Source organism: Bradyrhizobium sp. 482_C4_N1_8, assembly GCF_052075965.1.
GTDB lineage: Bacteria > Pseudomonadota > Alphaproteobacteria > Rhizobiales > Xanthobacteraceae > Bradyrhizobium > Bradyrhizobium barranii.
The window spans coordinates 4507183-4527504 of sequence record NZ_CP197231.1 but is presented as its reverse complement, the minus strand read 5'-3'; the positions used below and the strand labels follow the sequence as shown (position 1 = coordinate 4527504).

General features: G+C 63.8%; 23 protein-coding genes and 1 pseudogene. 15 read left to right on the top strand and 9 right to left on the bottom strand.

The window, feature by feature from the left end:
- Positions 1-42: 42 nt before the first annotated feature.
- Positions 43-543: a hypothetical protein gene (locus AB7Z56_RS21625; RefSeq protein WP_354123748.1), complete on the bottom strand. Its 501-nt coding sequence runs from the start codon at positions 541-543 to the stop codon at positions 43-45.
- A 204-nt stretch (positions 544-747) separates the two neighbouring features.
- Here AB7Z56_RS21625 and AB7Z56_RS21620 point away from each other — a divergent pair.
- Positions 748-2792, top strand: a pseudogene (locus AB7Z56_RS21620) (acetoacetate--CoA ligase).
- Positions 2793-2798: 6 nt separating this feature from the next.
- On the opposite strand, the gene AB7Z56_RS21615 reads toward AB7Z56_RS21620, so the two are convergent.
- Complete coding sequence (locus AB7Z56_RS21615) at positions 2799-3014, bottom strand: hypothetical protein (protein ID WP_245344255.1); 216 nt, start codon at positions 3012-3014, stop codon at positions 2799-2801.
- A 204-nt stretch (positions 3015-3218) separates the two neighbouring features.
- Here AB7Z56_RS21615 and AB7Z56_RS21610 point away from each other — a divergent pair, with 204 nt between their 5' ends.
- Complete coding sequence (locus AB7Z56_RS21610; RefSeq protein ID WP_063983186.1) at positions 3219-3521, top strand: hypothetical protein; 303 nt, start codon at positions 3219-3221, stop codon at positions 3519-3521.
- 5 nt (positions 3522-3526) lie between these two features.
- On the opposite strand, the gene AB7Z56_RS21605 is transcribed toward AB7Z56_RS21610, so the two are convergent.
- Both AB7Z56_RS21605 and AB7Z56_RS21600 read right to left on the bottom strand, forming a co-directional pair.
- Positions 3527-3760: a hypothetical protein gene (locus tag AB7Z56_RS21605; protein ID WP_071917441.1), complete on the bottom strand. Its 234-nt coding sequence runs from the start codon at positions 3758-3760 to the stop codon at positions 3527-3529.
- Positions 3761-4095: 335 nt separating this feature from the next.
- A complete protein-coding gene (locus AB7Z56_RS21600; RefSeq protein ID WP_354123747.1) occupies positions 4096-4380 on the bottom strand; it encodes a hypothetical protein in 285 nt (94 codons plus the stop codon).
- 189 nt (positions 4381-4569) lie between these two features.
- Between AB7Z56_RS21600 and AB7Z56_RS21595 the strand changes: the two genes are divergently transcribed.
- The 3 genes from AB7Z56_RS21595 to AB7Z56_RS21585 all read left to right on the top strand — a co-directional run bounded on the left by AB7Z56_RS21595 (position 4570) and on the right by AB7Z56_RS21585 (position 6200).
- Positions 4570-5157, top strand: a complete 588-nt coding sequence (locus tag AB7Z56_RS21595; RefSeq protein WP_063983185.1) for a formyltransferase family protein — start codon at positions 4570-4572, stop codon at positions 5155-5157.
- A gap of 208 nt (positions 5158-5365) precedes the next feature.
- Positions 5366-5710: a hypothetical protein gene (locus AB7Z56_RS21590; RefSeq protein ID WP_014495138.1), complete on the top strand. Its 345-nt coding sequence runs from the start codon at positions 5366-5368 to the stop codon at positions 5708-5710.
- Complete coding sequence (locus AB7Z56_RS21585) at positions 5655-6200, top strand: hypothetical protein (protein WP_167767902.1); 546 nt, start codon at positions 5655-5657, stop codon at positions 6198-6200. The genes AB7Z56_RS21590 and AB7Z56_RS21585 overlap by 56 nt, the downstream gene beginning before the upstream one ends.
- A gap of 59 nt (positions 6201-6259) precedes the next feature.
- Here AB7Z56_RS21585 and AB7Z56_RS21580 read toward each other — a convergent pair whose 3' ends face one another.
- A complete protein-coding gene (locus AB7Z56_RS21580; RefSeq protein ID WP_071913733.1) occupies positions 6260-6658 on the bottom strand; it encodes a RidA family protein in 399 nt (132 codons plus the stop codon).
- 147 nt (positions 6659-6805) lie between these two features.
- Here AB7Z56_RS21580 and AB7Z56_RS21575 point away from each other — a divergent pair, with 147 nt between their 5' ends.
- Positions 6806-7681, top strand: a complete 876-nt coding sequence (locus tag AB7Z56_RS21575) for a DMT family transporter (RefSeq protein WP_135213695.1) — start codon at positions 6806-6808, stop codon at positions 7679-7681.
- Positions 7682-7886: 205 nt separating this feature from the next.
- The gene (locus AB7Z56_RS21570; RefSeq protein WP_135213696.1) at positions 7887-9314 is read left to right on the top strand and encodes a caspase family protein; all 1428 of its coding nucleotides are present in this window, start codon (positions 7887-7889) and stop codon (positions 9312-9314) included.
- 67 nt (positions 9315-9381) lie between these two features.
- On the opposite strand, the gene AB7Z56_RS21565 is transcribed toward AB7Z56_RS21570, so the two are convergent.
- Positions 9382-10341 (bottom strand): LysR family transcriptional regulator, encoded by a 960-nt coding sequence (locus AB7Z56_RS21565; RefSeq protein WP_354123746.1) that lies wholly within the window; start codon positions 10339-10341, stop codon positions 9382-9384.
- 125 nt (positions 10342-10466) lie between these two features.
- Between AB7Z56_RS21565 and solA the strand changes: the two genes are divergently transcribed.
- The 5 genes from solA to AB7Z56_RS21540 all read left to right on the top strand — a co-directional run bounded on the left by solA (position 10467) and on the right by AB7Z56_RS21540 (position 14970).
- Positions 10467-11636 carry an N-methyl-L-tryptophan oxidase gene (gene solA, locus AB7Z56_RS21560; protein WP_166096642.1) on the top strand — a complete coding sequence of 390 codons (1170 nt, stop codon included), beginning with the start codon at positions 10467-10469 and terminating at the stop codon, positions 11634-11636.
- Positions 11637-11712: 76 nt separating this feature from the next.
- Positions 11713-12525, top strand: coding sequence for a transporter substrate-binding domain-containing protein (locus tag AB7Z56_RS21555; RefSeq protein WP_135213698.1), 813 nt, complete (start codon positions 11713-11715; stop codon positions 12523-12525).
- 98 nt (positions 12526-12623) lie between these two features.
- A complete protein-coding gene (locus tag AB7Z56_RS21550; RefSeq protein ID WP_166096643.1) occupies positions 12624-13367 on the top strand; it encodes an amino acid ABC transporter permease in 744 nt (247 codons plus the stop codon).
- Complete coding sequence (locus tag AB7Z56_RS21545) at positions 13364-14206, top strand: amino acid ABC transporter permease (protein ID WP_166096644.1); 843 nt, start codon at positions 13364-13366, stop codon at positions 14204-14206. Before AB7Z56_RS21550 ends, AB7Z56_RS21545 begins: the two co-directional genes overlap by 4 nt.
- An 11-nt stretch (positions 14207-14217) precedes the next feature.
- Positions 14218-14970 (top strand): amino acid ABC transporter ATP-binding protein, encoded by a 753-nt coding sequence (locus AB7Z56_RS21540; RefSeq protein WP_038955459.1) that lies wholly within the window; start codon positions 14218-14220, stop codon positions 14968-14970.
- A 43-nt stretch (positions 14971-15013) separates the two neighbouring features.
- On the opposite strand, the gene AB7Z56_RS21535 is transcribed toward AB7Z56_RS21540, so the two are convergent.
- Together AB7Z56_RS21535 and cysK are read right to left on the bottom strand one after the other, a co-directional pair.
- Positions 15014-15253, bottom strand: a complete 240-nt coding sequence (locus AB7Z56_RS21535) for a BrnA antitoxin family protein (RefSeq protein WP_028152108.1) — start codon at positions 15251-15253, stop codon at positions 15014-15016.
- A 3-nt stretch (positions 15254-15256) separates the two neighbouring features.
- The gene (gene cysK, locus AB7Z56_RS21530) at positions 15257-16234 is read right to left on the bottom strand and encodes a cysteine synthase A (protein WP_166096645.1); all 978 of its coding nucleotides are present in this window, start codon (positions 16232-16234) and stop codon (positions 15257-15259) included.
- Between the two features lie 223 nt (positions 16235-16457).
- Here cysK and AB7Z56_RS21525 point away from each other — a divergent pair, with 223 nt between their 5' ends.
- Complete coding sequence (locus AB7Z56_RS21525) at positions 16458-16676, top strand: hypothetical protein (RefSeq protein WP_028152106.1); 219 nt, start codon at positions 16458-16460, stop codon at positions 16674-16676.
- Here the strand turns inward: AB7Z56_RS21525 and tgt are convergent, their stop codons facing one another.
- Positions 16677-17825, bottom strand: a complete 1149-nt coding sequence (gene tgt, locus AB7Z56_RS21520; RefSeq protein ID WP_038932997.1) for a tRNA guanosine(34) transglycosylase Tgt — start codon at positions 17823-17825, stop codon at positions 16677-16679.
- A 243-nt stretch (positions 17826-18068) separates the two neighbouring features.
- Here tgt and AB7Z56_RS21515 point away from each other — a divergent pair, with 243 nt between their 5' ends.
- Both AB7Z56_RS21515 and AB7Z56_RS21510 read left to right on the top strand, forming a co-directional pair.
- The gene (locus AB7Z56_RS21515; protein ID WP_167767903.1) at positions 18069-19223 is read left to right on the top strand and encodes a patatin-like phospholipase family protein; all 1155 of its coding nucleotides are present in this window, start codon (positions 18069-18071) and stop codon (positions 19221-19223) included.
- A 135-nt stretch (positions 19224-19358) separates the two neighbouring features.
- Positions 19359-20105 (top strand): TetR/AcrR family transcriptional regulator, encoded by a 747-nt coding sequence (locus AB7Z56_RS21510; RefSeq protein ID WP_166105815.1) that lies wholly within the window; start codon positions 19359-19361, stop codon positions 20103-20105.
- Positions 20106-20322: the final 217 nt, after the last annotated feature.

Sequence of the window (20322 nt, the reverse complement as noted above, 5' to 3'; positions counted from 1 at the left end):
TCGCCTGGATGGAGCGAAGCGAAATCCGGGACCAGTGTCGCTCTATTGCACGAACCCCGGATTGCGCTTCGCTCCATCCGGGCTACGAAACCCCATCGCCACTCTCGCCGTCATTGCGAGGAGCTCTTGCGACGAAGCAATCCAGAGCGCCTCCGCGGAGGGATTCTGGATTGCTTCGCTGCGCTCGCAATGACAATGTTGAAGCAACGACGCACAATGCATCGACGGAGTTCGCAGTGACACCTTGCCCGTCGTCGGGCAAAACACTTCACGCAAAATTCCCACTGCGATTGTCAGCCCTGCCGCTGTGCGGAACAATAGCGATCCTTTGATCATGGCAACTGCTGCGACATAAAAAACCCGCGGCAGGTTTCCCCGCGCGGGTGTTACGAATTTCCGATGATGCCACTCTGCCAGAGTTTTGCCCGACGTGTCAAATCCGGACGAGGCGATGCGTCGCGCCATCGAGATATCGGTAGGCTGTTCGCGTTGGACAAGTCCGAAAAGGACCTGCTTGGCACCAACTGAAAACGACGAATGCATTCAATAGCTCCGCTACTGTGTATGGGGTTGTTTTTCAGCTTTTGCTTTGAGGGCGTTTGAACGCCAGCTTCAGCGCCGGCCGCGCGGCATCAGGCCGGGATCGGCGGCGAGCGCTTTGCCGTGACGCAGGGATGAGGAACTGACGCTTCTGCTCAGCCGCGACACCGGTTAGACTCCCCTCCCCGCAACAGAATCCGACACGCAATGACCGCACCCTTCGTTCCCCAGATCGCTCTCTACCGCAACTGGCTCGCCGAGCAGCGTGGCCTTTCCTTCGCGAATTACGAGGAGATGCGGCAGTGGTCGGTGCGCGATCTCGACGGCTTCTGGCGCAGCATCTGGGACTATTACGATCTGCAATCGCCGACGCCGTTTGCGGCCGTGATCACCGAGCGCAAGATGCCGGGCGCGGTGTGGTTTCCCGGTGCGCAGGTCAACTATGCGCGGCAGGTGTTCCGGCATGTCGAGGCCCCGACGCCGCCGGCCTGCCCGCGGTCGTCAGTAGCGGCGAGGACGGCAAGCTCAACGAAACGAGCTGGCCGGAGCTGCGGCGCAAGGCGGCGGCGCTCGCGCTGCATCTGAAGGATCGGGGTATCAAGCCCGGCGACCGGATCGCGGCCTACCTGCCCAACATCCCCGAAACCATCATCGCGTTTCTGGCGAGCGCCAGCATCGGCGCGGTCTGGAGCGTCTGCGCGCCCGACATGGCTGCGCCCGCCGTGATCGACCGCTTCAAGCAGATCGAGCCGAAGGTGCTGATCGCCTGCGATGCCGTCACCTATGCCGGCCGCCGGCATGATCGCAAGGACGTCGTCGCCGAGCTGCGGCGATCGCTGCCGACGGTCGAGCACGTCATCCTGCACAGCGAGACCGCGCCCGCAGCACCGGACGCCCTGCTCGTCGACATCGTCGCAAGGACAGGCGCCGCGATCGACGCGTTCGAGCCGGCCTGGCTGCCGTTCGATCATCCGCTCTGGATTGTCTATTCCAGCGGCACCACCGGCCTGCCGAAACCGATCGTGCACGGTCATGGCGGGATCGTCATCGTGGTGCTGGCGCTGCTGGGCCTGCACAACGACCTCGGCTGCTCCTACCACGCGAACTCGTTCGGCGAGCGCTATCACTGGTACTCTTCGACCGGCTGGATCATGTGGAATTCGCAGGTCGGCGGCCTGCTCAGCGACACCACCTGCTGCATCTTCGACGGCAGCCCGGGCGGCACCAAGGACAAGCCGGACTGGACCACGCTGTGGCGGTTCGTGTCACAGTCGAAAGCGACCTTCTTCGGCGCCGGCGCGGCGTTCTTCGCCAACTGCGCCAAGGCCGAGATCGATCTCACTGCGGCCGGCGATCTGTCGCGGCTGCGTTGCCTCGGCTCGACCGGCTCGCCGCTCAGCGCCGATACGCAAGCCTGGTTCAACGATCGCTTCGCGGCGTTGTCGAAAATCAACGGCAGCAAGGCGCAGGCCGACATCTGGTGGGCGAACATCTCCGGCGGCACTGATTTCGCCGGCGCCTTCATCGGCGGCAACCGCGAATTGCCGCAGACGCCGGGCGCGATGCAATGCCGCCTGCTCGGCGCGGCGGTCGAAGCCTTCAGCGAGCAGGGCCGCGCCGTCATCGACGAAGTCGGTGAGCTCGTCTGTACCGAGCCGATGCCCTCGATGCCGCTCCGTTTCTGGAACGACAAGGGCGATGCGCGCTATCGCTCCAGCTATTTCGAGACCTATCCGGACAATTTCGACGGCAGCGGCCGCGGGCCGGTGTGGCGGCACGGCGACTGGCTCAAGGTCAATCCGGACGGCTCCTGCATCATCTATGGCCGCAGCGATGCGACCATCAACCGGCACGGCCTGCGCATGGGCACGAGCGAGCTCTATTCCGCGATCGAAGCGCTGCCGGAGGTGCTGGATAGCCTCGTCGTCGACCTCGAATATCTCGGCCGCGACAGCTACATGCCGCTGTTCGTGGTGCTGCGCGAGGGGACAGCCTTCGACGCTGCAATGCAGGCCAGGATCAACAAGGCGATCGAGGCCGGCCTGTCCCGGCGATTCCTGCCGAACGAGATCTTTGCCGTCGCCGAGATCCCGCGCACGCTCTCGGGCAAGAAGCAGGAGCTGCCGATCAAGAAGCTGCTGCTGGGCCAGCCCGTCGAAAAGGTCATCAACAAGAAGGCGATGGCCAATCCCGCCTGCCTCGACTGGTATCTCGCCTTCGCCCGCGATTATCTCGCCCGAACCGCGGCGTAGCTTCGATCAACCGCCGCCGAAATTGGAGGGATCGAGATTCCTGTTCTCCGACGGCGGGATCGGCGGCCACCCGGGAAATTTGTACCAGCCGGGCGGGACCGGCGCGTCCTCGGGCAGTCGGACGGCGACGTGATGGCGCGGGCGGGCATGATGCGCCGGCGCGGCAGCCGCCGACGCGCATGTTGCAATCAGGAGGACCAAAGCCAGGATAGACCGCATCATACGTGCTCCAGACGTCCACCCGGAGCTCCATGTGGTGCGGGAACCACGCTGGGACGACGCATCGCACCGTCACGATGTCTCACATCGGCGGCATCGCTGCTGCCGGGAGACGCCGGAGATCAACCCAATTGCGCCAATGGCGTTTGGATTCCGTTCACCGATCGCCGCTAGATCAGGATGGATCCTCCGCGACGAACAGCAGCTATGGCCGATCTCAACGCAGTCCTCTCCAGGCTCAACGACCGCCTGCTCCGCCTCGAAGGCGAGCTGTTCGTGCTGCGCTCGCTGGCGCGCGCGACGCTGACGGCGGGCGACGACCATGCGGCGCGCATGCGCAAGCTGGTCGAGGCCGCAAAGGTCGCGCTCGACGACGAGGCCAAACGTGAGCTCGACAAACCGACGCGCAAATATGTCGATGCGGCAACCGCGCTGGTGGAGGAACTGCTGGTCGAGCCGACCCAGGCACGGCCGCTGTTCACCGTCATCGACGGTGGCCGGCGCGACTGAGCGCGTCAGATCGGACGTATCCCGCGGGGATCCGGAGACTGAGCCTTCAGCCGGCTGAGCCCCTCCTCGATGATCGCGATCTCCTCGTCGATCTTGCCGATCGGCAGGCTGAAATCATAGCCGGACCTGCTCTTCAGATCGACCGCGAGCCGCTGCCTGTGCATCATCAGCTCGTCCAGCCCACGGCGGTTCTTCAGCCGCACATAGGCGTCCACGATCTGCTCAATTGCGCTCGGCATGAAATCGGTCCCGGCAAAAAAGCCCGCGGCGCACCCACGCCGGCGGGACATTTTTGGTGTCGCGGTACGCAATACAAATCCGCGACGGATTCGTCGATACGACAGGCAGGTTGAGAACGCGTTACCGTTTGATGATTTCGTGATGGCGCCGGCATGAAAAGCCGCTGGCGATCACTCGCCAGCGGCCAAAGCCGGGTTCGAAAACGGATTCGGAATCAAATTTGGCCAGCCCCGGTTGGTGCATTCTAGCGGCACACGGGGGCTGCTTATGTTAGAAATGAAACAGAGGAACCGGCGGATACATCATTTGCTATCGATGTGGCCGCCCGGCAACGCTAGTCCGTGACGCAAAAATACTTGCGCGGCAGCCTGCGGTAGGCGCTGTAGCGGTAGTACGACCTGTAGGCGTAACCGCGATAGAGCGCGGGCGGCTCCTCGCCGTAATAGGCGCCGTGGTAGAAATTATAGACCGGCCCTTCGGCGCAACGATAGGCATCCCACGTCGGACCGATGAACGGCGCCACTCCGACCTCGGGCGGGACCGCCGGGTACGGCCCGCCGGCGCGCGCGGGCGTGGCTACGCTCAGTGCCGCGAGAAGGAAAAACCACGCACTTCGCATGCGCTCGCTCCTGAAACGGTGCAATACGCGCATGGAAGCACCGGAACGGCCGGCTGCGCAATCGCGGAGTCCGTCGCGCCCCGCGCCCGGTGCATTGTTGATAACCGGCACAAACCGCCCGCGGCTGGTGACAGGACGCACCGACGTGTTATCGGGGGATGACGCAGTTGCGAGACGGATCGGACACCCATGCGCATTACCCTCGTCGGCTCCCGCCATTTCGGCGTGACCACCCTGAACATGCTCCGGGAGCACGGCGTCCCGATCGTGCGGGTCGTCGTGGCCGACGCCGAGGATCGCCTCGCCGCGAGCGCCAAGGCGGCCGGCATCGAGGTGACAGTCCAGGCCAATCCGAAGCTGGTGGTCGCCTCCGAAATCGGCCCCGACACCGACCTGATCATCACCGCCCACAGCCACGCCCGGATCGGCAAGGACGCCCTGGCCGCCGCGAAGTACGGCGGGATCGGCTATCATCCCTCGCTGCTTCCGCGTCATCGGGGCAAAGCCGCCGTGGAATGGACCATCAAGGAAGGCGATCCGATCGCCGGCGGCACGATCTATCATCTTGCCGACCGCATGGACGCCGGCGCCATCGCCGCCCAGGACTGGTGCTTCGTCAGGAAGGGCGAGACGGCTCGCGAGCTCTGGGAGCGTGCGCTCGCTCCGCTCGGCCTCAAGCTGCTGGCCGACGTGATCGACTACGTCAAGGTCCACAAGGCGCTGCCCTCCAAGGTTCAGGACGAGCAGTTCGCCACCTTGGCGCCAAGTCTTTCGTGAGTCCCTTCCGCAGTCCTTCCCCTGAGTCTCTCCTGACGTTTACCCTTAACGTGAAGGCGCGTTGATTCTGCTTCGAAAATTGGAGCCGGAAACACAAATAAACTATTGTTTCCACTGGAACAATTTTCGCTTTGGCAATGCAACAAATTTCCGTCACATTTGGGCCGAATAAGCGTCAGCATATCAGACAGATTCAAGGACGGAATTCATGCGTTTTGGTCGCATTACGGCATTCTGTGCCGCTTCAGTTATCACCCTCGCCGCTCCCGCTTTCGCCCAGACCCCCTATGACGGCAACTGGCATGTCACCATCGTGACCAAGAGCGGTACCTGCGAGCCGACCGCGAGCTCCATGCTGACGGTTGCCGACGGCAAGATCACCGCGCCCGGCGCTAACGTTTCCGGCACCATCGGCAGCGGGGGACTTGTGAAAGTTTCGATCAATGGTGCATATGCCAACGGTCAACTCAGCGGCAACGCCGGATCGGGGAAGTGGAATGGAGCATCTGCAGGCATACCGTGCAGCGGGCGGTGGGAAGCATCGCGCCAGTAAGAAATTCGGGATCAGCGTCGTAAGCCGGCGGCTGCTGATCGCGGCCGCCGTTTTGTTTGCGGCGGGGATCGCCAACTCTGAGAGCAAGGCCCAGTCCGGCCCGTTCGCCCCGCTGGCGGGGAGCTGGAGCGGTGCCGGCACCGTCACGCTCGATGACGGCTCGACCGAGCGGATCCGCTGCCGGGCCAGATACGCCCCGATCGGACCGACGATGGAGATGTCGCTGACCTGCGCCAGCGACGCCTACAAGTTCAATCTCGGCGCCAACGTCAGGGCTGAAGGCGGCACCATCGCCGGCAGCTGGTCCGAGGCCAGCCGCAACATCTCCGGCTCGCTCCAGGGCCGCGGCGCCGGCGGAAACTACGACCTGGTCGCCTCGACCGCCGGCTTCAACGCCAACATCTCGCTGAAGACGTCCGGCAACAAGCAGAGCGTCACGATGCGCGCGGACAGCCAGTTCCGCGGCGCCAACATCTCGCTGTCGCGCTAAGGCGGACCGCGTTCAAGCCAAAAGCCCCGGCGATTCCGCCGGGGCTTTTTTTATCCGTTTTATACGTTCGGCACGAACGCCGTGACCTCGATTTCGACCTTGGCGCGCTCGTCCACGAGACCGCCGATGTAGAGCAGCGTCGAGGGCGGAAAATTGCGCCCCAGCGTTTCCTTCCAGGCCGCGCCGATGCCGGCGCCCGCGGCCTCATATTCGCTGCGGCTGGTCAGGTACCAGGTCAGGCGGACGATGTGCTCCGGACCGGCTCCGGCCTCGCCAAGGAGCTTGATGATCCGCTTCAGCGCGGTTGCGACCTGCGCCGCCATGTCAGGCGCGTAATTGCCGGTCTCGTCGCCGCCGGTCTGCCCGGCCAGCACCACCCAGCGGCCCGGCCCTTCGGCCACCACGCCGTGAGAAAAGCCCCGCGGTTTCTTCCATTCGGCCGGCTGCAAGATTTGCATGAGCGAAGATCTCCCTTTTCTTGTTGTTCAATGATGCCTTAGCACGCCGCCCTGCATCGCTGCATCCGCAGTTTTGGCCGTTGCAAACGCCGGCGATGTCGCCGATACCGGCCCTCCCCTCGGGCTCGATCACCCGCACCAGCAACGATGACCGCGACACCGTCCAAAACGATGGCTGCACTGTGGATGGCCGGCTGGCTGGCGCTGATGCTGGTCATGGCGGTTGCCGGCCGCGAGACCACGCGCGAGCTGAACGTCTTCCAGATCATGGAAGTGCGCTCGGTGATCGGCTTCACGCTGCTGCTGCCGATCATCTACCGGGCCGGCGGTTTCAAGGCGGTCGCGACCAAACGCCTGCCCCAGCACCTCGCGCGCAACGGGGTCCATTATTTCGCGCAGCTCGGCTGGTTCTACGCACTGACGCTGATCGGGATCGGTCAGGTCGTCGCGATCGAATTCACCATGCCGATCTGGACTGCGGTGCTGGCCGCAACGTTTCTGTCCGAGCGCATGACCGTTTGGAAGATCGCCGCCATCGCGCTCGGCATCGTCGGCGTCGTCATGATCGTGCGGCCCGCCACCGGCGAGATCAATCCGGGCCAGTTGATCGCACTCGGAGCCGCGATCGGCTTCAGCATTTCCATGATCTTGGCGAAATCGCTGACCCGGACCGAGAGCGCATTGTCGATCCTGTTCTGGATGATCGTCGTGCAGATGGTCGTGGGCCTGCTGCCGACGCTCTATGTCTGGACCTGGCCGTCAACCACTCTCTGGGGATGGCTCTTCGTCATCGGGGTCTGCGGCACATTCTCGCACTATTGCCTCGCCAGCGCGCTCCGCTACGCGGATGCAACCATCGTGGTGCCGATGGACTTCCTGCGGGTGCCGCTCACCGCGACTGTCGGCTGGCTGCTGTATTCGGAGCGGCTCGACGCCTGGACCGTGCTCGGCGCGACGCTGATCCTGTGCGGCAATCTCCTGAACCTGAAGCCGACTGCCCCGGTTCCCGCCCGCGCGCAGTGAACCCGCGCGCAGCCTCACGCGACAAAAACGAAGTGGCCGTGTGATCTGGATCACGTTGGAGGGTCTTTCCATCGTGCACATTCGGCCACACAGCAGCGGGTTGAATACGACGTACTGCCGTTTTGGTGGCGCGAAGTCGGGCACTTCGTGTAGGTTCGTTGCCAATTTGTTGCTGCCTGCAATTCGATTCTGTTGGGGATTTCAGATGCGCACTCTCACCCTGCTCGTTTCGCTGATGTGCATGGCACTGTCGGTCAGTGCCGCGAAGGCCGACCGCCGTGTCGCCTTCGTCGTCGGCAACGGCTCCTACAAGAACGTCGCACAATTGCCGAACCCGCCGATCGACGCCAAGGCGATGGCGGCGACCCTGCGCAATGTCGGCTTCGAGGTGATCGAAGGATCCAACCTCACCCGCGACCAGATGACGGAGAAGCTCCTGGACTTCGGCCGCAAGGCGCAAGGCTCCGATGTCGCAGTGTTCTATTACGCCGGCCACGGCATCGCCGTCAGCGGCAGCAACTACCTCCTGCCCGTCGACGCCGACATCAAGTCGGAGATGGACGTCAAGCTCGGCGCAGCCATCAATATCGACCTGACGCTCGAGCAGACCATGGGCGACGCCAAGGTCAAGCTCGTCTTCCTCGATGCCTGCCGCGACAATCCGTTCGCCGCCAAGATCAAGTCGAACTCGGCAACGCGCAGCGTCAACGTGCAGAGCGGTCTTGCCGAGATGAAGTCGGGCGAAGGCACGCTGATCGCGTTCGCCACCGGCCCGGGCCAGACCGCGCTCGACGGCCAGGAGGGCAACAACAGCCCGTTCACACGCGCACTGATCGACAACATCACCAAGCCCGGCGTCGAGATCCAGCAGGCGATGACGTCGGTGCGCGCCCAGGTCAACGAAGAGACCCGTAAGGGCCAGCTTCCCTGGGGCCACACCAACCTGATCGGCGCGGTCTATCTCAACCCGTCGCAGCAGACGCAGGTTGCCAACGCAGCCCCGACCGCTTCCGGAAACGTGCCGGCGGCAGCGAGCAGCTCCGACGGTGTCGAGCTCGAGTACTGGCGCTCGGTCAAGGAATCCAACAAGCCGGAAGAGCTCAACGCCTATCTCTCGGCCTATCCGAACGGCCAGTTCAAGGCGCTGGCGCTGGCGCGGCTTGCGGCGATCAAGAGCGGCCCGTCCACGGCGACCCGCAATCTGAACTCCGGGATCGATCCCGCCACCTTCACCGACGACTCCACCCAGCTCACCGAGGACCAGATCGGCCTCGACAAGGGCCAGCGCCGCGACGTGCAGCGCCGCCTGACCGGGCTCGGCTTCGACACCAAGGTGACCGGTGCCTTCACCGACGAGACCCGCTCGGTGCTGAAGCGCTGGCAGGCCGCCCGCGGCTATCCGTCGACCGGCTACCTCAACAAGCTCCAGCACAAGGCCCTGCTGTCCGAGATCGTGGCGGCCGCGCCGGCCACCGCGAGCGACGACAGCGCGAAGCCGGCCCGGCGTGCTGCCCCGGCCCAGGCCCAGAGCGGCGCACCGGTTCAGCATCGCAACAGCGGCGGCGGCGATGCCGGCGCGGCCTTCGTCGGCGGTGTCGTCGGCGGCATGATGGGCGGCATGTTCCGCCGCTGAGGCGGGACCCGGCTCCAAAACGCAAAAAGGCCCGGCGAAAGCCGGGCCTTTTTCGTGGTGGCAATGGCTAGTAATCTTGGGTGAACCAAGGCACTAGCGTCCGGATCCGCGGCATCGCCTGCATCGTAATGCTCGTCCGAGCCATCTCCGCGATGCGCGGCGCCAGTGATGAGAGATCGCCACGGCGGGTCACCAGAAGCAGCTCACGAAAAAATCCGGGGCCCGGCAGAGGGAGAGCGCTGACTTGACCAGCGTGAGCGAGCCCCTGCAACAGACACAGCGGCGTGGTGATCGCTACGCCCATCCCGGTGGCGACCATGGCGACCAGGCTGTCCGAGGTGTCAAACTCAAAGGCCCGCGGTGGGCGAATGCCCAAACGGCTCAGGTGGCGCTCGACCTGAGCGCCTGCATAGGAGCGTTCGCTGTACCGGACCAGGCGATGCCGGGTCAGGATCTCCCGCAAATCAAGGTCAGCAAATTCGGCTTCCAATCCGCGCGGCACCACCAGCAGATTTGGCTCGCGGAAAAACGGGAAGCGCTCGATATCATACAGGTCATCCATCGCATCGCATGTGATCGCCGCGTCGATCGTTCGGTGGACCAGCGCCTCGGCATGCGAGTGAGCAAGGCCCGACCAAACGGACAGACTCAGTGCGACCTCGCCCGTCATGAGCTCCTTGACGAGGTGTGCGCCGACCGTGGCGGCATAGGAGTCGATGAGGCCGAGCCTCAGATCGACACGCTCAGGCAGTTTCGCTGCGTCCCGGAGTGCGCTGAGTAACGTGTCAAAGTCGCGATTCAGATCGCGAACACGGCCAGCAAGGATGCGACCCGCCCGCGTCAATGTAAGCGGCCTCCGGCTACGGTTGAAGAACGCGACGCCGATCGAGGCCTCGGCCCGCCGCACAGCCTGAGAAACCGCTGATTGCGTCATCCCGAACTGACGGGACGCCTGAAGCATGCTGCCGGACTCCGCGACGGCAGCGACAATCTGCAAGCTTCGCAAGTCTGGAACAGGTGGCGTCATATCCATAGCTTAAGCAGAAGTCATATTAACATGCAAATTGCCTTCATTATATGAATTATCCTTGTAGGAGAGCCGCATCCGAAAGCAGACTTCGGATCGTCCTAACAATTGAGCAGTCCCGATCCATGAGCGAGCAAGCGGATATTCTGGTGATCGGCCTCGGTGCCATGGGCAGCGCGGCCCTCTATCAACTGGCCAAGCGAGGGGTAAAGGCGGTTGGCCTCGATCGCTTTGCCCCGCCCCACACGATGGGATCCAGCCACGGCGAAACCCGCATCACCCGGCAGGCGGTCGGCGAAGGCCGCGATTACGTGCCCCTGGTGCTGGATACGCACCGGATCTGGCGTGAGCTCGAAGCCGAGACGTCTGCCGAGCTGCTGAACCCATGCGGCCTCGTCGTCATAGCGCCCGGTGTCGGCGAGACGTCGCACCACGGCAAGCCGGATTTCGTCGCGCGCTCGATTGGGGCCGCGCGTGACTTCGGCATCGCGCATGAAGTGATCGACGGGCGAGAGGTGGCTCATCGCTTCCCGCAGTTCCTGAATCTCCAGGGCAACGAGAAGGCCTATTACGAACCCGGCGGAGGGTACGTTTTTCCGGAGCGCTGCATCAAGGCGCAGCTGACGCGCGCGGAGCAGCTCGGCGCAACGATCCGCACGGGAGTCGAGGTTCTCTCGATCGCGCAGCGCGGCCCCGCCGTTCGGGTGGAAACGTCCTCGGGCACATTCGAGGCGGACCAGGTGGTGGTGTCGGCAGGCGGCTGGAATTCCCACCTGCTCGGCGCGCCGTTTGATCGCGTGCTCACGGTGAAGCGGCAGGTGCTGCATTGGTACGAGCTCGACGATACCAGCGCGTATCGCGCCGACGCCCCTGTGTTCATCTGGATGCATGGCGCGACGGATGTCGACTACCTCTACGGCTTCCCGCCGCTGCCTGGCGATCGTCGTCTCAAGGTCGCGACCGAGCAGTACGAGACCAACACGACGGCCGACGCCATCGACCGCACCGTCGATCCCGCGGAATCGGCTGAAATGTACCGGAAGCACGTCGCGGGGCGGCTCGCCGGCGCCACGCCGCGCGTCGCGCAGGCGGCTGCCTGCATCTACACGGTGACGCCCGATCGGGGCTTCATCATCGACCGCCATCCCGACCAGGACCGGATTTGTGTCGTCTCGGCGTGCTCGGGCCACGGCTTCAAGCACTCGGCAGGTATCGGCAACGTCGTCGCCGGGATGGTGACCGGCGGTCGAAGCGCGATCGACCTCAGCCCATTCTCCATCTCCCGTTTTTCGTGACGTTTGGCACGAGCCTTGTATCTTGAACAAGCGCGCTCAACGCGCGTCGTGATCACAATCCTGGAGGCGTCATCCGATGAGAGACATTGTCCGTTCCATGATGACAGGCATCGCGGCGCTGCTGATGCTTGGCAGTGCCCAAGCCGCCGATGGCGTCGATGCCATCAAGCAGCGCGGCACGTTGAATGTCGGCGTCAAGGCTGACTACAAGCCCTTCGGCTTCCGCGATCCCACGGGAAACGTGGTCGGCATCGAGCCGGATCTCGCCGCAGACATTGCCAAACGCCTCGGCGTCAAACTCGAACTCGTTCCGGTCGCGGCCTCCAACAGGATCGAATTTCTTCAGCAGGGAAAGGTCGACCTGCTGATCGCGACCATGTCGGACAGGCCGGAACGCCGTCGCGTGGTTCAAGCCATCGAGCCGCTGTACTATTCGGACTATGTGAACATCCTTCTCAACAAGAAGTCCGGCATCAAGGACTGGGCCGAGCTCAAGGGAAAACCCGTCTGTGCAACGTCGGGGGCCTGGTACAACAAGGACGTTGCCAAATCCTACGGCCCCGAAATCGTTGCGTTTGACGGCTCGGAGAAGCCTCTGTTCGCCATGAAGCAGGGCAACTGCATCGGCTATGTCTACGATCAGACCTTCCTGCAAGGCAAGCTGCTCGAGGACGAGTGGAAGGCGGACTACGACTTGCCCCTGAAAGGTATTTTGCCATCGCCATGGATGATCGCTGTCGCGCTCGATAATTCCAGCCTTCAGAAGCTGCTCGAAGATATGACAAAGGACTGGATGAAGACCGGCTTCATCGTGGCAGCGGAAAAGAAGTGGGGCATTACGCCGACCGAGTATTCGCTGCTCATGCACGAGCAATACAAGGACAAATAGACGCGCAGAGCGGAGCGCCAGATCCGTCTTGCGCTCCGAACAGGTCGAGCCAATGCACTGATACGAGGCATCGCCTCAACAGTTTGGTGTCGCGCAAAATGCACGAAATCGGCGACTGGTTTCAACGGCTCTACGAAACGACGGGGCTGAATTTCTCCGTATTCTACGATGCCTACGATTGGGACCGCTATTTCGGCGGGCTCAAGATGACGTTGCTTCTGAGTGTCACGACCATCCTGCTGAGCCTGATCATCGGCGCGGTCGGCGCCTTGCTGCAAGGCAGTCCGTCCATGCTGCTGCGGTTGCCCGTCAATGCTTTCGTGGTGGTGTTCCGCAACACGCCGCCGCTGGTCCAGATCTTCTTTTTCTATTTCGGCCTCGGCACCATGCTCCCGGCCGTCGAGGCGGCAGGCATGCGCGTTCCGCTGCTGAGCAACGTCCAATGGGCCATCATTTCTCTGTCGCTGTTCGCGGGCGCCTTCAACGTCGAAATCTTCCGCTCAGGCATCGAGGCGGTGCCGAGGACGACGCTGGAAGCCGCGGAGGCGCTCGGATACACGCGCCTTAAGGCTTACGTCCATATCGTCCTTCCGCTGGCCATTCGCGTCTGCCTTCCCGCACTGAACAACAACCTCGTCAACCTGCTCAAGACGACCACCCTCGCCTACGCGATCGCCGTTCCCGAGACGCTGTATGCGGTCAAGCAGGTCTGGTCGGAATCGCAGAACGTCTTCGAAATGATGGTCGTATTGCTGGCGACCTACGGCATCCTTGTCGGCGTCCTCGTCTGGCTGATGCATCGCTGGGAGCGGGCGATGCGCATCCCGGGATACGCCCGATGAAAGGCGCCCAGCCCGAGCACAGGCTTGCCGTCCTTCTGCCGTATCGTCCCGTGCCGACCCGGATGTCCGTTCGGATCGGCCCGCTGGCCGCCGCGATCCTCGGTTTCTGCGCCATCATGGCCGCGTCCACCGCGTGGGCGCAGACCGGACCGGCGGTGCTGTCCCCGCTGCAAGTCATTGTGAAGTGGTCGCCGCTGCTGCTGCGCGGGTTCGCCTTCAACATCCTGATCTCCCTGCTGGCCATGCTGCTGGGGACCATCGCCGGGCTTGGCCTGGGTCTGGGGTTGTTGTCGGAGTTTCGACCGCTCGCCGCCGTCAGCTGGCTCCTGACTCAATTCTTCCGCAACGCACCCTGGCTGGTGCTGCTGTTCTTCGTCATGTTTCTGGTGCCCTTCCAGGTCACCCTCTTCAAGACGACCATCCCCTTGCCGGACTGGATCAAGGCGACGGTGGGCTTCGCATTGCCGGTCATGGCGAACGTCGCCGAGGTCGTGCGCGGTGCCGTCCGCTCCATTCCGTCGACGCAATGGGAGGCGGCGGAATCGCTCTCGTTCACGCGGCGCCAGACGATGTGGCTGATCATGCTGCCACAGTGCATCAAGCGCATGCTGCCGCCCTGGATGAACGTCTATGCGCTGGTCGCGATGTCGACGGTGCTGGCATCGATCGTCGGTGTTTCGGAAATGCTCACCCTGACTGCGCAGGTGCATGCCGCCGAAGGCGGCAGGCCGGAGCTGTTCGCTCCGCTCTACGGTTTCGCGCTGCTGTGTTTCTTTCTCTACTGTTATCCGATCAACCTCTGGACCGCGCGTCTCGAGCGTCGGTTCCGCATACGCTGAGGGAGCAGTGCATGGCCACGAGCTGGACTCCGGATCAGCCCATCGTCCAATGCGTCGACGTCAGAAAGTCGTTCGGAGCTCTCGAGGTCCTGAAAGGCATCAGCCTGTCGGTCAAAAAGAGCGAGGTGATCTGTATCATCGGCCCGTCCGGATCAGGGAAATCCACGCTGATCCGCTGCATCAATGCCCTTCAGCCGATCTCGTCCGGCAGCATTCAGATCGAAGGCATCGAGGTGTCCGATCCCAGGCTCGACAAGCTGGCGCTGCGCCGCAAGGTCGGGATGGTCTTCCAGCAGTACAATCTTTTCCCGCACAAGACCGCGCTCCAGAACGTGATGATGGCGCCGATCCATGTTCTCGGCCAGAAGCGTGCCGAGGTCGAAGCGCGCGCCCGGGCGCTGCTTGCCAAGGTTCGGCTCGCGGGGAAGGAGGATACCTATCCCGGCGAGCTCTCCGGCGGACAGCAGCAGCGCGTGGCCATCGCCCGCTCGCTGGCGATGCGACCGGACATCATGCTGTTCGACGAAGTTACGGCCGCCCTCGATCCGGAAACGGTCAAGGAGGTCCTGGTCACCATCCGGGAGCTTGCCGAGGATGGCATGACATGCCTCCTCGTCACCCATGAGATGAACTTCGCGCGTGAGGTCGCCGATCACGTCTACTTCACCGACCGCGGTGTGATCGTCGAGCACGGGCCGCCGGAAGCCTTGTTTACGGCGGCCAAGGACGAGCGAACGCAGCGGTTTCTGTCGCAGGTCCTCTGAGTTCGCCGGCGCGCCGCCCTTCGGCGCCCCTGGGCAGGAGGCGCTACTTCCCCGCCGCCTTGCGCAGCGCCTCGTTGATGCGGTCCTGCCAGCCGGGACCGCCCTGCTGGAAGAACTCCAGCACGTCCTGGTCGATGCGCAGCGTGACCTGCTCCTTGATTCCCGGCGCCACGTTCGGCTTCGGTGGCGCCACGGCGACCTTGGCGGTCACCTTCTTGAACGCCGCCTCGGCCTCCGACCGCGCATCGCCAAGCGTGCGCGGCCGCCTCGGTTGATCCGTCATGTCCTAGATTCCCTCAAACAGAGCCGTCGAAAGATACCGCTCGGAGAAGGACGGCACTATAGCCAGAATGGTTTTTCCCGCAGCTTCCGGCCGCTTGCCGATCTGGAGCGCAGCTGCGATCGCCGCGCCCGAGGAGATGCCGCCGGGAATGCCCTCATGCCGCGCCAGCGCCCGGGTGGTCTCGATCGCGGTCGTCGAGTTGATCTTCACGATCTCGTCAATCACCGAGCGGTCGAGGATGTCGGGCACGAAGCCGGCGCCGATGCCCTGGATCTTGTGCGGCGTGTGCTGGCCGCCTGAGAGCACCGGGCTTTCCTCCGGCTCGACCGCCACCACCCGCAAGGACGGCTTGCGTGGCTTGAGCACCTGGCCGACGCCGGTGATGGTACCGCCGGTGCCGACGCCGGCGACGAAGATATCGACGTTGCCGCCGGTGTCGTTCCAGATCTCCTCGGCGGTGGTACGGCGGTGCACCTCGGGATTGGCGAGGTTCTTGAACTGCTGCGGCATGACCGAATTCGGTGTCGTCTTCAGGAGCTCCTCGGCGGTCGCGATCGCGCCCTTCATGCCCTGTGCCGCCGGCGTCAGCACCAGCTCTGCGCCGAGAAAGGCGAGCATCTTGCGCCGCTCGATCGACATCGATTCCGGCATCACCAGCTTGAGCCGGTAACCGCGCGAGGCCGCGACAAAGGCGAGCGCGATGCCGGTGTTACCCGAGGTCGGCTCGATCAGCACGGTGTCAGGCTTGACGATGCCGGCCTTCTCCATCGCGATGATCATGGCCGCGCCGATGCGATCCTTCACGCTCGCGGCGGGATTGAAATATTCAAGTTTTGCCAAAATCGTCGCGTTGACGCCGTGCATGCCCGGCAGCCGCTGCAAGCGCACGATCGGCGTGTCGCCAAAGGCCTCGACGATCGAAGAGTAGATCCGGCCGCGGCCGGGCTGGTGCGCTGCACCCGTGTTGGACGATGCGTCCATGATGAACTCCCTGTGACGACAATTTCTGTTTCTGCAGCGTCTCTTGCGCAGTAACGGACAGCTTGGGACGACACGCAAGCGACAATGCGGCACATGTTAAATACGCTGCATCGCAAAATCGCGTGAGCTGTAATTATCAGAAAACCAACGCATTTGTGTTGCGACCTCGTCAACTGATTCGGTCTATGTTAGACTTAGGTCTCAAAGCAGAGAGGTCACCACGATGTCAGCAGTCGCTGAAGTGTTGTCGACCGTCGCACATCACCGCGCCCCGCGTTGCAGCGAGTTGCCGACCTGCGCCGTCTGCGCCGACTCGATGGTCGCCGCCGAAGCATCCGCCTACATCTCCGACCATATGATCAGCTATCTCTGGACCTGCGACAATTGCGGCTACGGCTTCGTGACCAAGCACGCCGTCAAGCAGCGGATCGTCTGCAACTGACTAGCGCGGGGCGATGTCGCCCCTCGCCCAGTCCTGGCGCGTACGCTGGTAGAACTCGTCGAACGTCCCGTGTGCGATCGCGTCCCTGATGCCCTGCATCAGGAACTGGTAGTAGGCGATATTGATCTCGGAGAGCAGCATGGCTCCCAGCGTCTCGCCCGCCTTGACGAGATGATGCAGGTAGGCGCGCGCGTAGTTGCGCGCCGACGGCCAGGAACTCTCTTCGTCGAGCGGACGCGGATCGTCGGCGTGGCGCGCGTTGCGCAAATTGACCTGGCCGAAGCGCGTGAAGGCAACGCCATGACGGCCATTGCGCGTCGGCATCACGCAATCGAACATGTCGATGCCGCGCTTGACCGCTTCGAGGATGTCATCGGGCGTGCCGACGCCCATCAGGTAGCGCGGCCGCTCTCTCGGCAGCATCGGTGCGGTCTCGTCGATCATCGCCAGCATGACCGCCTGTGGCTCGCCGACGGCAAGACCGCCGATCGCATAGCCGTGGAAACCGATTGCAACGAGGCCTTCGGCGCTGGCGTGACGAAGCTGCGGCACGTCGCCGCCCTGCACGATACCGAACAGCATGTAGCCGTCCGGCGCACTCTCGAAGGCGCGCTTGCTTCGCTCGGCCCAGCGCAGCGACAGCCGCATCGCCCGTTCGATGTCGTCCCGCTCGGCCGGCAGCCGCACGCATTCGTCCATCTGCATGGCAATGTCGGAGCCTAGGAAGCGCTGCACCTCGATCGAGCGCTCCGGTGACAGCTCGACCTTGGCGCCGTCGATATGCGAACGGAATGTGACGGCGTTCTCGGTGACCTTGCGCAGGTCCGACAGCGACATCACCTGGAAGCCGCCGGAATCCGTCAGCATCGGCCCGTTCCAGCCGGTGAACCGCTGCAGGCCGCCGAGCGCCGAGATCCGCTCGGCGCCGGGACGCAGCATCAGATGATAGGTGTTGCCGAGCACGATGTCGGCGCCGGCCTCGCGCACCTCGCGCCAGTGCATGCCCTTCATGGCGCCGGCGGTTCCGACCGGCATGAAGGCCGGCGTCCGCACCACGCCATGCGGCGTGGTCAGGCGCCCGGTGCGCGCGGCGCCATCGGTGGCGAGCAGCTCGAAGTGATTGGGTAGACCGGTGTCAGGAAGATTCATGGTCGTGCTTATTGCGTGTCGGAAGAGGCTGATCAACCCGCTCGGACCACGCCAGAGCCGGCTTGTGGCTCAGAGCGGGACACATTTGACGCCGACTTGATCGCCCGGCGCGCTTGCCAAACAAAACGATACAGTGTAGTTTTTGCGCGGGGCTGGACGAGATGCCGCGGTGAATTTTGCCGGCGGCAGTATTTGTGTGATCGCCAGCCACCGACAATGCCCTCCGCTTCATGTTCGACCGAAATGTCCGGCCCCTCGCGCGGCTGGATCAGACAGACAGGCGTCCGCCTGACCGGATTCCTGGTTCTGGTATGCAGCTTGGCACTCGGCGCCTGCACCTCCCTGCCCCGCACGCCCTATACGGCCGCTGAGGCCAGCACGTCGCGCGTGCTCGATATCGACGGCTTGCGCCGCTACGCCGACGAGCCCGTCACGAAATTCAGCTTCGAGAAGGACACCAGCACCGCGACGAAGTCCTATCTGGCGCTTTCCGGCGGCGGCGCCGATGGCGCCTATGGCGTCGGCGTGCTGAGCGGCTGGACCGCTGCCAGAACCCGTCCCACCTTCTCGGTCGTCTCGGGCGTGAGCACCGGCGGCCTGATCGCGCCCTTTGCGTTCCTCGGCTCGCAGTATGATGACACGCTGAGGGAGGTCTACACCAGCGGCATCGCGGAGAGCCTCCTGAACGATCCCAGCATCATGCGTGTGCTGTTCGGGTCCGGCCTGTTCGGCAACACGCGGCTGCGCGAGCTCGTCGCCCGCTATGTCGGGCCGGAGATCATGGCGCAGGTCGCGCGTGAAAATGCCAAGGGCCGAAAGCTGCTGGTGGTGACCACCGATCTCGACACCCAGCGGACCGCCATCTGGGACATGGGCAAGATCGCAGCGGTCGGAACACCCGAGGCGCTAAAACTGTTTCGCGACGTGATGGCGGCTTCCGCCAGCATTCCCCTGGTGTTTCCGCCCATCATGATCGACGCCGAAGGCCAGGGCCGCAGATTTCAGGAGATGCATGTCGACGGCGGCGTGACCGCGCCGGTGCTGACGCTGCCGGAAGCCCTGCTCTCCCAGGACCGCCTGCCCGGCAACGCGCGGATGAACATCTACATCCTCGTCAACAAGAAGATCGAACGCAATTTCGAGCTCGTGTCCAACAGCACCATCGACGTCGCCTCGCGCAGCCTGTCGTCGATCACCCAGTCGCAGACGCGCTCGATCATCTTCTCGACCTATGATTTCGCCAAGCGCAACAATCTCGGCTTCCACCTCTCCTACATCGCGCGCGATTACCCCGCGCCGCCTTCGGAAGGGTTCGACACCGCCTATATGCGGGCGCTGTATCAGTACGGATACGAGAAGGCTGCCTCCGGCCAGGCCTGGACTTCGAAGCTGCCGTGATCTCTCGTGACGGAACGAGACCGTGCCGAAACCGTTGACGATACGGCCAATTCGGCCAGATTCGCGATGACGCCCCCGCTCCTGCGCGATATAGAGCGAATGACGACGATTAGAAGCGCGCAGGAATCATTGGGCATGGGATTGACTGCGACCAGGACAAAGCCGGCAACGCCACGGCGCGAGGTGCCGAAATCACGCGGCGGCCGCCCGACGAAAACCGCTGCGATCGAGCGCGATCAGCGGCTGATCGAGGTCGCCACCCGCCTGTTCCTGGATCGCGGCTTCGACGCGACCTCGCTCGACGCGGTCGCGGAAGCCGCTCGGGTCAGCAAACCCACCGTCTATTCCCGTTACGGGGACAAGCGCGGCCTGTTTGCCGCCGTGCTGAGGCGCGAAATCGCGCGCTGGCTTGCGCCGCTATCGGCAGCCGCCGAGACGCAGCTCTCCAGCGCCTCGGACATTTCCGTCGAGCAGCGGCTGGTCGAGATCGGGCGCGAGATGCTGACCTTCACCTGCGGGCCCGATGCCGTCGCATTCAGCCGTATGATGACGTCGCAGGCCATCAACTTCCCCGACATCGCCAAGCTCGGCAAGGAGGAAGGCTGGCTGAAGGCCGTCGCCACCACGGCCCGCTTCTTCGACCGTCTGGTGGCGCAGGGCGCACTCGACGTCGACGACACCACGATCGCGGCAGAGGTGTTCCTCGACGTCGTCGTCGGTCACACCCACCGCCTGGCGACGTTCGGCACGGCGCTGGAATTGAAGGCCGCCGAGAAGCGCATGCGCGCGGCGATCAAGCTGTTCCTGGCCGGTGCGCTGGGACCAGCAGACCGCATCCAGAGCCCCGCAAAGGGCACACAGCGGCGGCGCCCGTCCCGCTGACAATTCCGTGAGGTCGCGACGTTTCCCCTTCGACGTTACGCCCGCGTCGTTGACCAAAACAAAACGATACGGTATGGTTTAGTTATAAGCGATACGGACCGCTTTTTCACCAGCCCCAAAGGGGTCCGTACCGCCCAAGATCGCCGTGCCGGGTCCAGCCCGCTGCGACGCTCCGCGGCCGGCCGATGCCCAAGGTCGGCCGCGAATTCTTTACGAT

What these genes read in the sequence shown, in the direction of transcription:
- AB7Z56_RS21625 (WP_354123748.1), bottom strand. Translation starts at nt 543, where the DNA reads ATGCATTCGTCGTTTTCAGTTGGTGCCAAGCAGGTCCTTTTCGGACTT.
- AB7Z56_RS21615 (WP_245344255.1), bottom strand. Translation starts at nt 3,014, where the DNA reads ATGATGCGGTCTATCCTGGCTTTGGTCCTCCTGATTGCAACATGCGCG.
- AB7Z56_RS21610 (WP_063983186.1), top strand. Translation starts at nt 3,219, where the DNA reads ATGGCCGATCTCAACGCAGTCCTCTCCAGGCTCAACGACCGCCTGCTC.
- AB7Z56_RS21605 (WP_071917441.1), bottom strand. Translation starts at nt 3,760, where the DNA reads ATGCCGAGCGCAATTGAGCAGATCGTGGACGCCTATGTGCGGCTGAAG.
- AB7Z56_RS21600 (WP_354123747.1), bottom strand. Translation starts at nt 4,380, where the DNA reads ATGCGAAGTGCGTGGTTTTTCCTTCTCGCGGCACTGAGCGTAGCCACG.
- AB7Z56_RS21595 (WP_063983185.1), top strand. Translation starts at nt 4,570, where the DNA reads ATGCGCATTACCCTCGTCGGCTCCCGCCATTTCGGCGTGACCACCCTG.
- AB7Z56_RS21590 (WP_014495138.1), top strand. Translation starts at nt 5,366, where the DNA reads ATGCGTTTTGGTCGCATTACGGCATTCTGTGCCGCTTCAGTTATCACC.
- AB7Z56_RS21585 (WP_167767902.1), top strand. Translation starts at nt 5,655, where the DNA reads ATGGAGCATCTGCAGGCATACCGTGCAGCGGGCGGTGGGAAGCATCGC.
- AB7Z56_RS21580 (WP_071913733.1), bottom strand. Translation starts at nt 6,658, where the DNA reads ATGCAAATCTTGCAGCCGGCCGAATGGAAGAAACCGCGGGGCTTTTCT.
- AB7Z56_RS21575 (WP_135213695.1), top strand. Translation starts at nt 6,806, where the DNA reads ATGACCGCGACACCGTCCAAAACGATGGCTGCACTGTGGATGGCCGGC.
- AB7Z56_RS21570 (WP_135213696.1), top strand. Translation starts at nt 7,887, where the DNA reads ATGCGCACTCTCACCCTGCTCGTTTCGCTGATGTGCATGGCACTGTCG.
- AB7Z56_RS21565 (WP_354123746.1), bottom strand. Translation starts at nt 10,341, where the DNA reads ATGACGCCACCTGTTCCAGACTTGCGAAGCTTGCAGATTGTCGCTGCC.
- solA (WP_166096642.1), top strand. Translation starts at nt 10,467, where the DNA reads ATGAGCGAGCAAGCGGATATTCTGGTGATCGGCCTCGGTGCCATGGGC.
- AB7Z56_RS21555 (WP_135213698.1), top strand. Translation starts at nt 11,713, where the DNA reads ATGAGAGACATTGTCCGTTCCATGATGACAGGCATCGCGGCGCTGCTG.
- AB7Z56_RS21550 (WP_166096643.1), top strand. Translation starts at nt 12,624, where the DNA reads ATGCACGAAATCGGCGACTGGTTTCAACGGCTCTACGAAACGACGGGG.
- AB7Z56_RS21545 (WP_166096644.1), top strand. Translation starts at nt 13,364, where the DNA reads ATGAAAGGCGCCCAGCCCGAGCACAGGCTTGCCGTCCTTCTGCCGTAT.
- AB7Z56_RS21540 (WP_038955459.1), top strand. Translation starts at nt 14,218, where the DNA reads ATGGCCACGAGCTGGACTCCGGATCAGCCCATCGTCCAATGCGTCGAC.
- AB7Z56_RS21535 (WP_028152108.1), bottom strand. Translation starts at nt 15,253, where the DNA reads ATGACGGATCAACCGAGGCGGCCGCGCACGCTTGGCGATGCGCGGTCG.
- cysK (WP_166096645.1), bottom strand. Translation starts at nt 16,234, where the DNA reads ATGGACGCATCGTCCAACACGGGTGCAGCGCACCAGCCCGGCCGCGGC.
- AB7Z56_RS21525 (WP_028152106.1), top strand. Translation starts at nt 16,458, where the DNA reads ATGTCAGCAGTCGCTGAAGTGTTGTCGACCGTCGCACATCACCGCGCC.
- tgt (WP_038932997.1), bottom strand. Translation starts at nt 17,825, where the DNA reads ATGAATCTTCCTGACACCGGTCTACCCAATCACTTCGAGCTGCTCGCC.
- AB7Z56_RS21515 (WP_167767903.1), top strand. Translation starts at nt 18,069, where the DNA reads ATGTCCGGCCCCTCGCGCGGCTGGATCAGACAGACAGGCGTCCGCCTG.
- AB7Z56_RS21510 (WP_166105815.1), top strand. Translation starts at nt 19,359, where the DNA reads ATGGGATTGACTGCGACCAGGACAAAGCCGGCAACGCCACGGCGCGAG.